This is a genomic window from Nonomuraea solani (assembly GCF_900108335.1).
Classification (GTDB): Bacteria; Actinomycetota; Actinomycetes; order Streptosporangiales; family Streptosporangiaceae; genus Nonomuraea; species Nonomuraea solani.
In genome coordinates this window covers 177,631-192,107 of record NZ_FNVT01000008.1, presented here as the reverse complement: position 1 = coordinate 192,107, position 14,477 = coordinate 177,631, and the positions used below count along the sequence as shown (strand labels likewise).

The 14,477-nt window shown below is 70.7% G+C and carries 9 protein-coding genes; 6 read left to right on the top strand and 3 right to left on the bottom strand.

Going from position 1 to position 14,477, the window contains the following annotated elements; all coding sequences use genetic code 11:
• Positions 1 to 19 precede the first annotated feature (19 nt).
• The 4 genes from C4V41_RS28450 (at position 20) to C4V41_RS28435 (ending at position 6,242) form a co-directional block, all read left to right on the top strand.
• Positions 20 to 2,479: an ATP-binding protein gene (locus C4V41_RS28450; protein ID WP_146103814.1), complete on the top strand. Its 2,460-nt coding sequence runs from the start codon at positions 20 to 22 to the stop codon at positions 2,477 to 2,479.
• A 67-nt stretch (positions 2,480 to 2,546) separates the two neighbouring features.
• On the top strand, positions 2,547 to 2,915 hold the full coding sequence (locus tag C4V41_RS28445; protein ID WP_160150412.1) for an AMP-binding protein: 369 nt from the start codon (positions 2,547 to 2,549) through the stop codon (positions 2,913 to 2,915).
• Between the two features lie 134 nt (positions 2,916 to 3,049).
• Entirely contained in the window at positions 3,050 to 5,479 is a 2,430-nt protein-coding gene (locus C4V41_RS28440) for a LuxR C-terminal-related transcriptional regulator (RefSeq protein ID WP_103959016.1), read from the top strand.
• A gap of 10 nt (positions 5,480 to 5,489) precedes the next feature.
• Positions 5,490 to 6,242 (top strand): alpha/beta hydrolase, encoded by a 753-nt coding sequence (locus C4V41_RS28435; protein ID WP_235030435.1) that lies wholly within the window; start codon positions 5,490 to 5,492, stop codon positions 6,240 to 6,242.
• 243 nt (positions 6,243 to 6,485) lie between these two features.
• Here C4V41_RS28435 and C4V41_RS28430 read toward each other — a convergent pair whose 3' ends face one another.
• The gene (locus C4V41_RS28430) at positions 6,486 to 7,919 is read right to left on the bottom strand and encodes an aldehyde dehydrogenase (RefSeq protein WP_103959015.1); all 1,434 of its coding nucleotides are present in this window, start codon (positions 7,917 to 7,919) and stop codon (positions 6,486 to 6,488) included.
• 124 nt (positions 7,920 to 8,043) lie between these two features.
• Positions 8,044 to 11,076, bottom strand: a complete 3,033-nt coding sequence (locus C4V41_RS28425; RefSeq protein WP_235030434.1) for a M14 family metallopeptidase — start codon at positions 11,074 to 11,076, stop codon at positions 8,044 to 8,046.
• Between the two features lie 204 nt (positions 11,077 to 11,280).
• Between C4V41_RS28425 and C4V41_RS28420 the strand changes: the two genes are divergently transcribed.
• Positions 11,281 to 12,177: a hypothetical protein gene (locus C4V41_RS28420; protein WP_103959014.1), complete on the top strand. Its 897-nt coding sequence runs from the start codon at positions 11,281 to 11,283 to the stop codon at positions 12,175 to 12,177.
• Here C4V41_RS28420 and C4V41_RS28415 read toward each other — a convergent pair.
• A complete protein-coding gene (locus C4V41_RS28415; protein ID WP_103959013.1) occupies positions 12,159 to 13,472 on the bottom strand; it encodes a GH1 family beta-glucosidase in 1,314 nt (437 codons plus the stop codon). The two genes, C4V41_RS28420 and C4V41_RS28415, sit on opposite strands and share 19 nt — an antisense overlap.
• Before the next feature lie 91 nt (positions 13,473 to 13,563).
• Between C4V41_RS28415 and C4V41_RS28410 the strand changes: the two genes are divergently transcribed.
• Positions 13,564 to 14,202, top strand: a complete 639-nt coding sequence (locus tag C4V41_RS28410) for a TetR/AcrR family transcriptional regulator (protein WP_103959012.1) — start codon at positions 13,564 to 13,566, stop codon at positions 14,200 to 14,202.
• Positions 14,203 to 14,477: the final 275 nt, after the last annotated feature.

The following is a 14,477-nucleotide window of genomic DNA, read 5'->3' as shown; positions in this document are numbered from 1 at the left end:
CGCGACGCAGGGTGACCACATGTCAGACTCCCCCCGGCACAACCTTCCAGCAGAGCCCAACCGGTTCGTGGGGCGCGAGCGCGACCTCGACGACCTGCGCAACCTGTTCGGTGAGACGCGTGTGGTGACGTTGTGCGGGGTCGGCGGCATCGGCAAGACACGGCTGGCCCTGCGGCTGGCGGCGGGGCTGGTGGCGTCATACCCCGACGGCGTCTGGCTGGTCGAGCTGGCCAGGTTCGGCCGTCCCGAGCTCGTCGAGCAGGAGATCGCCCGCGTGCTGGGCGTGCGCGAGGAGCCTGGCCGGCCGCTGTTCGACACCGTGGCCGCCCGGCTGCGCGACCTGCGCTGCCTGCTGCTGCTGGACAACTGCGAGCACCTGGTCGACCGGTGCGCGGAGGTGACCGCGGCGCTGATCGCGGCCTGCCCGCGGCTGAGCGTGCTGGCCACCAGCAGAGAGCCGCTGCGCATCGCCAGCGAGCTGATCTGGCGGGTGCCGCCGCTCGACCTGCCCGACAGGGCCATGCCCGACGCCGAGTCGATGCTGCTGTTCGACGACCGGGGGGCTCCCGACACCGAGTCCGTGGAGCTGTTCCTTGACCGCGCGGCGGCCGCGGGCACCCGGCTGGGGCCCGAGAGCCTGCCCGACGTGGTGCGGCTGTGCCGGGCGCTCGACGGGCTGCCGCTGGCGCTGGAGCTGGCCGCCGCCCGCACCAGCCTGCTCAGCCCCGGCCAGATCGCCGACCGCATAGACGACCGTTTCTCGCTGCTCACCACCGGCGGCCGCACCGCGCCCGTCCGGCAGCGCACCCTGCTGGCGGCCGTCGAGTGGAGCTACGACCTGCTGGCGGCGAAGGAGCAGGTGCTGGTGCGGCGGCTGTCGGTGTTCGCCGGTGATTTCGACCTCGATCTGGCCGAGCAGGTCTGCGCCGAGCGGCCCATCGCCAGGGCGGAGATCGTCGACCTGCTCGGCGGCCTGGTCGACAAGTCCCTCGTGCTCTGCGACGAGGGCCGCAGCCGCTACTGGCTGCTGGAGACCATCAGGCGTTACGCGGTCGAGCGCCTCGACCAGGCCGGTGAGCGGGAGGTGCTGCGCGAGCGGCACCTCCACGTGCTCTGCGAGCTGCAGGAGCGCCATTTCGTGACCGAGATGGTGGAGCCGGGGGTGCCGTGGGAGCGCCGGCTGGAGGCGCTGAGCGCGAGCAAGCGCCTCCTCGACGACCAGCGGGTGGCGCTCGACTGGGCCGTCGAGTCCGGCAACGTGCCGCTGGGCCTGCGCCTGTGCGCGACGAGCACGGGGCTGCTGCCCATCGGGGGCAACCTGACGGAGATCGTGGCCTGGATCGAACGCCTGCTCTCCCTCGACCTCGACCACGTGCCGCCGGAGCAGATCGCGCACGCCAAGGCCTACCTCGCCTACGGGCTGGAGGCGCGTGACGAGCTGAGCCGCTCGCTGGAGGTGGCCGGGCAGAGCCTGGCCGGGATGTCGCCGTCGGCCGCGTTCCCGCGCTGCGTCATGCACAGCCTCATGGTCGTGGTGCTGCTCCGCATGGGCCGGGCCGACCAGGCGCTGCACCACGCGGAGGAGGGCCTGGCCCTGGCCACCGCCTCCGGCGACGCCTGGAACCAGGCGGCGGGGCTGGCCGGGCTGTCGGCGGTCGCCCTGACCAGGGGCCGGCTGCGCGAGGCGCAGCGGCACGGCGAGGAGGCGCTGGCGCGGGCGCGCGAGCACGGCCACCGCTGGATGATGGCGAGGTCGGCCGGTCAGCTCGGCGCGGTGGCCGAGGCCCGCGGCGACCTGGTGACCGCCCAGGCGCAATACGAGATGGCCGTGCCCTGGCTGCGGGAGTTGGGCGGCGACCAGGAGCTGGCGCGCTGCCTGGCCAGGATCGGCAGGGTGGCGGCGATGCTGCACGAGTTCGGCGTCGCGCGGGAGCGGCTGGCCGACAGCCTCGCGCTGGCCAGGGAGACCGGGCAGCGGCAGGGGGTGGCCCGCTGCCTGGTGGGGCTGTCGGTGCTGGCGGAATACGAAGGCGACCTTGAGGGCGCCGTGCTGGCGGCCGCGGCGGCGGCCACGCTGCGTGAGGCGATCGGGCAACATTCGGCCACGATCAGGATCGAGGAGCTGCTCGGCCGGGCCCGCACCAAGCTGGGCGACGGCCGTACCGTGTCGTTGTGGGCGCGGGGGCGGGCGATGAGCCCCGACGACGCCGCCCGCCGGGTGCTGGCGGGCGAGGCGGTGCCGGGCGAGCGGCCGGCGCCGGGGCCGCGGACGGCCGAGCCGGTCAAGCACTCGCTGCTGACCGCCCGCGAGCTGGAGATCGCCCATCTGCTGACCAGGGGGTTGTCCAACCGGGCGATCGCGGAGGAGCTGGTGATCAGCCCCGCGACGGTGGCCCGGCATATCGCCAACATCATGGAGAAACTCGGATACACCTCACGGGCGCAGATCGCGGTGTGGGCCGCGGAGCATCCCCTCTAGCTTCTGCATAGGGATCTGCATATTCCGCCCCATGTGTGCACGAGATGCCCTCCCTACCGTGGGCGACATGGATGAGCGCATCGTGATGGTGGATTCATGCACGGGCCTGAAGCTCACCGAGGAGCAACTGGACGAAAGGTCCGCGATCGCGACCGTCCACCTGCGGCGCCGGGGCGTGCGCACAGGTGACACCGTGCTCATCTGCCTGCCCGTGGGGCCCGATCTGCTGGTGGCCACCGACGCGGTCATCGCCGCGGGCGGGGTCGCCTGGCCGCTGCCCGCCGATCTCGACGAGGGCACGTTCATCGATCGCATCCAGGAGAGCGGCGCCCGCGTGATGATCTCCAACGTCCGGCAGGCGCTGGAGGCGGCCGACGAGTCGCGCGTTCGGGTCGTCCTGAGCGTCGCAGACCTCAGCGCCTCACAGTCGTCCTGAGCGTCGCAGACCTCAGCGCCTCACATTCGTATCCGACCAGTCGCTAACTCTGCACGGAAAGTGATCGCATCGGGTCCCGCGGCGGGAGAGACTGAGCGCGAAGGTGATCCTCCCGCGACCACTTTGGGCCCTCTATGACCGCAGACGTGCAGCACAACCTCCCGGCTGAGCCCAACCGTTTCGTCGGCCGCGCGCGCGACGTGGCCGAGCTCGGCGCGCTGGTGCGCGAGGAGCGCGTGATCACGCTGAGCGGCGTCGGCGGCATCGGCAAGACCCGGCTGTCGCTGCGGGTTGCGGCCCAGGCGCTGCCCTGGTTCGCCGACGGGGTGTGGCTGGTGGAGCTGGGCCGTGTCGCCGACCCGGCGCTGGTGCCGGGCGAGCTGGCCGCCGTGCTCGGGGTGCGCGACGAGGTTCCCGGGCGGCTGCTCGACGGCCTGCGCGTACGCCTGCGCGAGGCCGGCGCGCTCATCGTGCTGGACAACTGCGAGCACCTGGTCGAGCCCTGCGCCGAGCTGGTGACCGAGCTTCTCGCCGACTGCCCTGACCTGCGTTTCCTGCTCACCAGCCGCGAGCCGCTGCGCATCCGGGGCGAGCTGGTCTGGCGGGTGCCGCCCCTGGAGCTGCCCGACGCCCGGCATCCCGACGCCGAGTCCGTGCTGCTGTTCGTGGAACGTTCCGTGGCGGCCGGGGCGCGTGGGGTGAGCGGGAGCATGGCCGACGTCGCCCGCCTGTGCCGCGCGCTCGACGGCGTGCCGCTGGCGCTGGAGCTGGCGGCGGCCCGCACGAGCCTGCTGAGCCCCGGGCGCATCGCCGACCGTCTCGGTGACCGGTTCAGGCTGCTCACCAACGGCGACCGTACGGCCCCCGCCCGGCAGCGCACCCTCCTCGCCACGGTGGAGTGGAGCCACGACCTGCTCAAACCCAAGGAGCGGGTGCTGCTGCGCCGGCTGTCGGTGTTCGCCGGGCTGTTCGACCTCGGGCTGGCCGAGCGGGTGTGCGCCGACGGCGGGATCCTGCGCAAGGCCGAGCTGCTCGACCTGCTCGGCGGCCTGGTGGACAAGTCGCTGGTGCTGCACCAGGACGCGGCGGGCCGCTACCGGCTGCTGGAGACGATCCGCCAATACGCCGCCGACCGCCTGGCCGAGGCCGGTGAGGCGGACCGGCTGCGTGACCGGCACCTGCGGATCGTCTGCGACGAGATGGAGCGCTGCTACAAGGGCGGCTCGCTCGACCACCGGATGCCGTGGCCGGAGCGGTTCGCCTACTTCACCAGGGGGCGCGGGCTGCTCGACGACTGCCGGATCGCGGTGGACCGGGCGGTGGAGTCGCGCGACCCGGTGCACGGGCTGCGCCTGGCCCGCGCCGCCCTGGCCGTCCTCGCCGTCCGCGGCGACCTGCGCGAGAGCGTCGGCTGGCACGAGCGGCTGCTCGCGCTCGACCTGTCGGAGGTGCCCGCCGACCTGGTCGCGGTGGCCAAGGGGGCGCTGGCGTACGGGCTGGAGCTCGATGACGAGCTGGAGCGCGCCGAGGAGCTCATCGTGCAGGGTGTCGAGGAGCAGAAGAAGCACCCGTACACGCACTGGCTCGGCATCACCTACAGCGTGGCGCTGACCGTGTTCTTCCGCACCGGGCAGAGCGAGAAGGCGCTGCGCTACCTCGAAGAGCTGGAGGCGGCGGCGACCGCCCACGACGACCTGTTCAACCTGGCCACCGTCCGGATCGCGCAGCTCAACCTGGCGCTGTTCCACGGCCGGCTGCGCCAGGCGCAGCGCCGCGGCGAGGAGGCGCTGGCCCTGGCCAGGCGCTCGGGGCACCACTGGACGCTGGCCAGGGCCCTGACCCATCTCGGGGCGGTCGCCGAGGCGGCGGGCGACCTGGAGGCGGCCGGCACCCACCACGCCTGCGCGCTGCCGCTGCTGGAGTCCATGGACAACCGCGTCGAGCTGGCCCGCTGCCGGGCCCAGATGGGACGGGTGGCGGCCGGGCTGCACGACTACGCCGCCGCCAAGGAGCACGTGGCCGCCGGCCTGGAGCTGAGCAGGCAGACGGGGCAGCGCAGGGGCATCGTGCGCGCGCTCATGACCCTGTCCGCGCTGGCCAGGGCCCAGGGCGACCTGGAGGGCGCGGTGCTGGCCGGCGCGGCCGCCACCGCCCTGCGGGAGTCGATCGGCCAGTTCGGGACGCCTGGGCGCGTACAGGAGCTGCTGTCGCTGGCCAGGACGAAGCTCGGCGAGGGCCGGGTGACGCTGCTGTGGGCCAGGGGCATGGAGTGGCCGCCTGAAGAGGTGGCCAGGCGGGTGCTCGGCGGCGAGAGCGGCCACGCGCCGCTGCCGCCGCCGCTCGGTCCGGGCCCTCGCCACACCGGGCTGACGAGCCGCGAGCAGGAGGTCGCGGCGCTGCTCACGCGCGGGCTGAGCAACCGGACCATCGCCCAGGAGCTGGTGATCAGCCCGGCCACCGTGGCCCGGCACATCGCCAACGTGATGGACAAACTGGGCTTCGACTCCCGCGCGCAGATCGCGGTGTGGGCGGCCGGGCGCGGGATGGAAGCCGAGCGACCATAAGCTCGTCCCCATGCCGTACGCGCCCCATTTCCCCGTCATGCTCAGAACCGATGACGGGGTCCGCATCGATGCCGCCCACACCCCTTCCACCCATACCGGCCTGGGCATCGTGATGGCGCATGGCTTCACCGGCTCGTGGCGGGACCGTACCGCGCGGCGGATCGTGCACGTGCTGAGCGGGTACGGCGGCGTGCTCGCGTTCGACTTCCGTGGCCACGGCCGCTCCGGGGGCGAGTCCACGGTGGGCGACTCCGAGATCCTCGACCTGGACGCCGTCGTCCGGCACGCCCGCCGGATCGGCTACACCCGGCTCGCGGTCGTGGGCTTCTCCATGGGGGCGGCGGTGGCCGTCCGGCACGCGGGGCTGCTCGCCGGGGTGGACGCGGTGGTGGCGGTGAGCGGCCCGGCCCGCTGGTACTACCGGGGCACCAAGCCCATGCGCCAGGTGCACTGGGCGATCGAGCGCCCGTTCGGCCGGTGGGCGGCCAGGATGGCCAAGCGCACCCGGATCGCGCGCGGCGAGTGGGATCCCGTGCCGATGCCGCCCCACGAGGCCGCGGCGCTGATCTCTCCGGTGCCGCTGCTGATCGTGCACGGCGACGAGGACGCGTTCTTCCCGCTGGACCACGCGCACCAGTTGTACGCCGGCGCGCGCGAGCCGAAGGAGCTCTGGATCGAGCCCGGATACGGTCACGCGGAGACCGCGGCGACCCCCGAACTCATCCGCCGAATCGGCAAATGGATCTCCTCGAACCTTTCCTGAGTAATACACGTCTACCTATGGCGTAAGGAAGGAAACCGCCGGGAGAAAGTCCCTGGGGAAGGAAACCGCCTATGCGGTGGACGTGGGACATACTTCTGTAGTCAGGCGATCGCGCATGGTGGCTCGCAGCCGGCGAGCCTGGGGTGCGAGATCGGCACCTAGCGTTGCGGGGGCGCGCTGGGTGCCTCGCCCGGCAGGCGAAGGGCCTCGCGGTCGACCGCGGGGCCCTTCGCGCATGTGCTGCTAACCGAGGCGGGCGATCGACTTGTACTCGAGGTAGCCGTTCAGGCCCTCGGGGCCGAGTTCGCGGCCGATGCCGCTGGCCTTGTAGCCGCCGAAGGGCGCGTTGGTCTCCAGCATGAAGCAGTTGACGCCGTAGGTGCCGGTGCGCACCTGGCGAGCCACGTCCATGCCGCGCTCGGTGTCGCCCGTCCACACCGTGCCGGCCAGGCCGTAGTCGCTGTCGTTGGCGATCCGTACGGCGTCCGCCTCGTCCTCGTACGGGATCACCGCCAGCACCGGCCCGAAGATCTCCTCCCTGGCGATGCGCATGTCGTTGGAGACCCCGGAGAAGACGGTGGGCGAGACGTACCAGCCGCGGTCGTGCGGCCGCTCCAGGCCGCCGACGACGACCTTGGCGCCCTCCTCCATGCCGATCTTGATGTACGCCTCGACCCGGTCCTGCTGCCGCTTGGCCACCAGCGGCCCGATGCCGGTCCCCGGGTCGGCGGGGTCGCCGACGGACTGCCCGGTCACCATGCCCGCGACCGCGTCCACGACCTCGTCGTAGCGGTGGCGCGAGGCCAGGATGCGGGTCTGGGCCACGCACGCCTGGCCGTTGTTCATGAGGGAGGCCATGGACAGGAAGCCCATGCTGGCGGCCAGGTCGGCGTCGTCGAGGATGATCGCGGCCGACTTGCCGCCCAGCTCCAGGCTGACCCGCTTGAGCTGCTCGCCGCAGATGGCCCCGATGCGGCGGCCGGCGGCCGTCGAGCCGGTGAAGGCCACCTTGTCCACGCCCGCGTGCGAGATCAGGTGCTCGCCGACCTCGCGGCCCGCGACCACGATGTTGAGCACGCCCGCCGGCAGCCCGGCCTCGGCCGCCCACTCGGCCAGCAGGTACGCGTCCAGCGGCGTCTCAGGCGCCGGCTTGAGCACGACCGTGCACCCGGCCAGCAGCGCGGGCGCGAGCTTGGTCATCGTGACGAACTGCGGGACGTTCCACGGCACCACGGCCGCCACCACGCCCACCGGCTCCCTGCGCACGGTGACCGGGCCGAACAGCCCGGGCCGCTGCTCCTCCTGCTCGAACGTCTTGCCCAGTTCGGCGTAGTACTGCAGCATGCCGAGCGGCTGCGGCGCCTGCGCGAGGTTGGAGAACGTGATCGGCGAGCCCATCTCCTCGGTGATGAGCCGCGCCATCTCGCCCTGGCGCTCGTTGTAGATCGCGGCCAGCCTGCCGATCACCTCGGCCCGCTCGGCGAACGTCATCCGCGGCCACGGCCCCTGGTCGAACGCCTGCCTGGCGGCCGCCACCGCGCGTTCCATGTCCTCGGCCGTGCCCTCCGGCACCCGGCCGACGACCTCCTCGGTGTGCGGGGAGACGACGTCTATGGTCCCGGTGCCCGCCGGGGCCACCCATTCGCCCCCGATGAACAGCTTGTCGTGCTGGCGCATGTCGTGAGCCTCCTGCTTGACCGAATGCTTGCTTGCTTCCGCCATGCCACAAGGTGACCGAACCATGTTCTGTCCGCACACGCAAGAGGGGCGCGGCGCCGGGCGCCACGCCCCTCGTCAAGGGTCAGCGAGGATCGCCGAGCAGGTGCCGCATGGACCGCTTGACCAGGTCCGTACGCGCCGCCTGACCGGTTACGCTCTCGACGCCGAAGCCGAGGTAGACGGTGTCCTTGGTGACGATGCCGCCGCCCTCCTCGAAGATCTGGTCCGTACGGAACCAGTTGTTGACCGACGGCGACGAGCCCGCGGGCGGGTTGCCGACGGTCCAGCCGCCCAGGTCGGTCTCGAACGAGGTCGTCTCCGCCGCCGCGCCGTCCAGCGTCACGGCGAAGTCGTCGAGGAAGACGCCCGCGCCCTGGGTGGCCCAGTCACTGATGTAGGAGATGGACAGTTCGACCTGCTTGCCCGCGTACGGGGTCAGGTCGATCTTCCACTGCTGCCAGCCGCCCGAGTTGCCCGAGGCCGCGTTCCAGGCGCCGGAGGAACCGGTCGGCTCGCAGTTCACGCCCTGGTAGCGCTGGGTGAACGGGTGGATCACGCGCCAGCCGCCGCTGTTGGCGGTCAGGCAACTGTCGCCGGTCTCCTGGGTGGTGTGCCCGTTGGCGTCCGGCAGCGTGGTCCAGTCGTCGCCGCCCGCCGTGCGCGCCTCGACCGTCAGGAAGTCCCAGCCGGCCTCGGTGTCGTACGACGTCCAGAACGACAGGTCGCCGCTCGACTTCCCGGTCAGGTTGATCGTCTTCGTCAGCCGCTTCCACGAGACGTCGGCGATGCCGCTGTAGACGTCCCAGGAGCCCGTGTGCGGGTCGAACGGGCCGCCCGGGCGTACCCACTTGACCTGAGCCGAACTCGCGAACAGCGGGAACTGGGTGGCCGGCAGGATGGCCGAGGTGGCCACGAACGAGTTGGTGTGGCTCGGCTCGATCGTGGCGCCGAAGCCCTCGAACCTGCCGCCGTTGCCTTCCAGGGCATATGGCTGACCGGTGTCGTGGTCGGTACCCGCGTCGTCGAAGAAGACGTAGGCGCCCAGGTAGTACTGCTGGAAGTCGTTGAACACCGGGATGCACGGCGGGTCGTCGGCGACCGTGCATTCGGGGTTCAGGGGCTGGTCGGGCTCGTAGTAGTAGGCGCCGTTGTTGTTCGCCGCGAACGACGGATACTTGCCCGCGTGCAGCAGCTTGCCGCCCTCGTTCAGGTAGTCGCGCACGGCCAGCTCGGTGTCCACACCGCCCTTGGACGTGGTGCCCGGCACCTGACCGGTCGTCCTCGGGATGATGTCGTCGCCGGTCTCCCAGACGACCGCGCGGTAGTGGCTGAGCACGCCGAGCGGGTGCGGGGCCTTACGGCCCATCTTGTCCATGTCGTACACGTCCGAGGTGTAGCCGGCGGCCTTGAGCGCGTCGGCGTACTCGTCGGCGTACTTGGCCTCGGCCACGCCCTGCGCCGGGCTGATGCCGGTGACGTCCTCGGTGGCCAGGACCAGCACGTCACCGCCGATGTCGGAGGCGACCGTGTAGGTGAAGTCGGCGCTGTCCGGCCTGCCGTACGAGCTGAACCAGACCTTGACCCTGTCACCCGGCTTCGTGCCGGTGATCTTGCCCCGGAGGCGGTGGTAGTAGCGGTCGTAGCCGGCGCCGTACCGCTCGCCGCCCTTCCACTCCTGGTTGCTGATCAGGTAGCCCTTCTCGGGGCCGCCGTTGACCTGGTAGTTCAGGAACACCCGGCCGAGACTGCGCTTGGCGTTGACCTGGACGACCTGCTCCTTGCCGTGGCTGACCTCGAACGGGTCGATCACGAAGTCGGGCGTCTTGTTGCCCAGGTGGCTGACCGGCTCCGACGGGTTCGCCGCGGACTTGCCCACGTCGAGCGCGAACGGTATGCCCTTCTCGAACTCGGCCTGCACCAGCGCCTCGTTGTCGGGGAAGACGAAGCCGCAGCCGTCGCAGCCTTCGTTGAGCTCGGGCGTCCACGACAGCGTGCCGTACTGGAAGTGGGCCTGGTCGTTGGTGTCGCCGTTGGTGGTGTACAGCTCGGCGCCGAGGTCGGGGTCGAAGCCCGGGATGGCGGGGTTGACGTCGTCGCCGCTGAGCGCCTCGTAGATCGGGTTGTCGGCGGTCTCCGTGGCGATCTGCACGCCCATGGGGTAGAGCAGCAGCGGGCCGTACGAGTGGTAGTTGAGCTGCATCTCGAACCCGACGCGCTTGAGCAGGCCGTCCATCGCCCTCGTCTCGGGCTCGCTGGCCGGGCCCGTGCCGCGGTAGGTGTCACTGCTCGGGATGCTCGACGAGCCTTCCTCGTCGTAGTGGAAGTTCGTGGGGAAGTTCCGGTTCGGGTCGACGCCGTCGCCGCCGGTGATCCGCCCGTCGCCGTTGTTGTCGCGCAGGTTCTTGCGCCACAGGCGGTTGCCGTCGGTGAAGGTGAAGTCGTATCCGTCCGGGTTGGCCACCGGTACGAACCACAGCTCGGTCTTGTCGAGCAGGTCCTTGAGCGTGGTCCTGTTCGCGAGCACGTACTTCAGCAGCCGCATGTCCACTTCTGTGGCGATCCACTCGCGGGCGTGCTGGGTGGCCGAGTAGAGGGTCGAGGGCTTGGCGCCGTCGGGCGACTTCGCCGCGTTCGTGGTGACCTTGGCCGCCAGGATGTCCTGGCCGCGCAGGGTTTTGCCGATCGACTGGAGCTTGACGATGTCCTTGTTGGCGTTCGCGATCGCCTTGAGCTGGTCGGCGATGCCCCCGGCCTCGGAGTAGGACTTGAAGACCGTGTAACCGGCGGCCGCCTGCGCCCTGGCCGCCTCAAGCTGGCTCTGGCCCTGCGGGTTGCGTACGGGCTCCGGCTTGTAGCCGAGCTTCCGCAACGCGTCGAGGTCCGTCTGGGCGGCGGTCAGCTCGACGTGCTCCTTGCCGCCCTTGGACTGCTGCTGGACGACGTCGAAGCCCTTCTCCCTGAGTGTCTGCCCGGTGCCCGGCGGGCTGTCGAGCTCGTACAGCTCGATGCGGTCGCGGGGCGGCAGGGGATCGATGGACGCCTGTGCGGACGTGGCCACCAAGGACGTGCCTAAGCCGAGGATGACGGCCGCGGCGAGGGTCAGTGATCGAGACAAAGGTCAGCCCCTTCGCGGAGACGGAATCGATCGCCATCCCAGACCTTTGGAGCGATCTATACAAGACCCAAATTTTTAGGTCCGCCTTAACTCGGACAAATCCATAGAAAACTCGCCAAAGGTGCACCAGTTCGGTCGTTCAGATGACAGAGATCAAGATCATCTTCTATAGTTTCGGTCCGTCTATGTGGGGAGGGGGCGCGTGTGAGGATCCGGCGGGTCGCCGTTCTTGTCGCCGTTCTCTCCGGGCTGCTCGGGCTCTACTCGCCCGCGCCTGTCATGGCCGATCCCGGCCCGGCTGAGCTGCGCAAACTCACCAGGCAGGCGAAGCAGTTGAGCGACCGCTACCGGGGTCAGATCCAGCTACTCGAAGAGATCAGGATCCAGGCGAAGAAGGCCACCGACACCTCGGGCGATCTGCAGGCCCAGCTCAAGGCCGCCCAGTCCGAGGTGGCCAGGATCGCGCAGACCTCCTACATGGTGGGGCCGATCGACGGCATGCAGCTCATGGCGCCCAACGCCGACCCGTACCAGGTGCTGGGGCAGGCCGCGAACATGACGTACATGGCCCAGGAGCGCACCAAGCGGGTCGAGAGCATCCAGAAGCTGATCGACGAGTCCAAAGAGGCGAAGCTCAACGCCAACGAGAAGATCGAGAAGCTGCGCAAAGAGATCAAGGCCATGGAGGCCAAGCGCAAAGAGGTCGACCGCCTGCTCAACAAGTTCGGCTTCCAGCAGCCGGGCGGCGCCGAGGGCCTGACGCCCCGCCTGATCTCGGTGCGCGCGGCGATCATGGCGAACTTCCCGATGAGGTACGGCGTCGGCTGCCTGCGCCCCGGCGACCCCGGCGAGCACGGCAAGGGCCGGGCCTGCGACTTCATGATGTCCAGAGGCGGCACCATGGCCGCGGGGGCCGACGCCGCCAACGGCGACGCGCTGGCCGCCTGGCTGATCAAGAACGGGCCGCGGCTCGGCGTGATGTACATCATCTGGAAGCAGCGCTACTACGACATCCGCTCAGGCGGTGGCTGGGACCCGATGTCGAACCGCGGCGGGGTGACCGCCAACCACTACGACCACGTTCACGTCTCGGTGTTCTGACGCGCCAGATGGTCCCTGAACCAGTGGTAGGACCGCTTCGGGGTACGGCGCTGCGTGGCGAAGTCCACGTGGACCAGGCCGAAACGCTGGTGGTAGCCCTCGGCCCACTCGAAGTTGTCCAGCAGTGACCAGGCGAAGTAGCCGCGTACGTCCACGCCTTCGGCCATGGCCCGCCGCATCGCGCCGAGGTGGCCGTCCAGGAAGGCGATGCGGGCGGTGTCGTCGATGGTGCCGTCCTCCTGTGGGACGTCGTCCTGGGAGCAGCCGTTCTCGGTGATCAGGATCGGGGGGAGGGCGGCGCCGTACCGGGACTTGAGGCCGGTCAGCAGCTCGCGCAGGCCGTCGGGGACGACCGGCCAGCCGAAGGCCGTGGTGGGGTGGCCGGTGATGCTGGCGTCGGTGAACGGCAGGGCGTCGTCGGTGGGGGCGGCGATGCGGGTGGGGTTGTAGTAGTTGATCCCCAGGGCGTCCACGGGTGTGGAGATGGTCGCCAGGTCCCCGTCCCGGAGGAAGTCGAGCTCGGTCGCATAAGCCGACAAGTCCGGATATTTGCCTAGAAGGACGGGATCGTTGAACAGGCGGTTGTGCAGGATGTCGTAGGCGTCGGCCGCCCGCAGGTCGGGCTCCTCCTGGGAGGCCGGCCAGACGGGGGTGCAGTTGTTGGTGAGCGCCACCTGGCTCGCGCCGGCCGACCTGAGCGCCTGGACGGCCAGGCCGTGGCCGAGCAACTGGTGGTGGGCGGCGGGGAGGGCGTCCGTCAGCATGAGCCGGCCGGGCGCGTGGATCCCCATCGCGTAGCCGTACGCCATGTGGACGAATGGCTCGTTCAGTGTGATCCACAGCGGCACCCGGTCGGCCAGCCTGGCCGCGACCGTGGCCGCGTAGTCGGCGAAGGCGGCGGCGGTGTCACGGTTCAGCCAGCCGCCACGATCCTCCAGGGCCTGGGGCAGGTCCCAGTGGAACAACGTCGGCACCGGCTGGATCCCCGCCGCCAGCAGGGCGTCGGCCAGCCGGTCGTAGAAGTCCAGGCCCCGGTCGTTGACCTCGCCCGTGCCCGTGGGCAGCACGCGTGGCCAGGCGATCGAGAAGCGGTAGGCGTTCACGCCGAGACCGGACATCAGGGCGATGTCCTCGCGCCAGCGGTGGTAGTGGTCGCAGGCCACGTCCCCGGTGTGCCCGTCCCTGGTGCGGCCGGGCTCGTGGGCGAAGGCGTCCCAGATGGAGACGCCCCTGCCGTCCTCGCGGACGGCGCCTTCGATCTGGTACGCGGCCGTGGCCGTACCCCATAGGAACATCCCGGGCTCCTCACCAATATGCGAGCATTCCTCATGTTATGACCTGGAAACTCACCCGCTCAACCACGCGGCGATACGCAAGGATGGAGGCATGACCAGTACGTTGCGCCGCCGTCCCGCCCAGCGACGGAGCGTCGAGCGGGTGGAGCGGATGCTCGACGAGTGCGCGCACCTGCTCGACGAGGTCGGCTACGAGGCGTTGACCACGAAAGAGGTCGCGCGCCGGGCCGAGGTGCCGATCGGCACGTTCTACCAGTTCTTCCACGACAAGCAGGGGTTGGTCCGGGCGCTGGCGCGGCGCAACCTCGAGGCGTTCCTCGAACGGATCATCCAGCGCATCCCGCAGGCCGACCTCGGGCACTGGACCGACCTGGTCGACCTCGCCATCGACGAGTTCGTCGACATGAAACGCACGCTGCCCGGATTCGCGGTGGTGGACTTCGGCGAGGTGCTGGCCGCCCCCGGCGGGCCCGCCGTCGAGGGCAGTCAGCGGGCGCTCGACGAGACGCAGGAGAACAACGTCGTCGTCGCCGAACGGCTGCGCGCCCTGACCCTCGAACTCCTGGACGCCCCCGTGGGCCCGGGGCTCGACCGGGCGCTGGTGGTGGCGGTCGAGGCCACGGACGCGGTGCTCAAACTGGCCTTCCGGGCCGATCCTGGTGGGGATCGGGAGCTGATCGCGGAATGCAAACAACTCGTCCGCCGCTACCTGGCCGACCACCTGCCTTAGCCCCCTTGCCGGCCCTTCCACCCTTCCCCGCCGCACTCCGGCGAGGTCCCTTTGGAAGAGGGGGACCGCTGGCGCGGGCGGGGAAGAGCGCGCTGGCGGAAAGCGCCGCCGCAGGGCGGATCCGATGGACGCGCCGCCCGGGCTGCCCGCTCGGATGTGGCGGCGGGGTGGTCCGCTGAGAGGTGATGGTGAGCAGCCCGCCGGGAGGCGACGGTGCGAGGTGCGCGAGTGGAAGGTGGCGGTCGAGACGGCGGTGGGAGCCGAGCTCGGTGGCG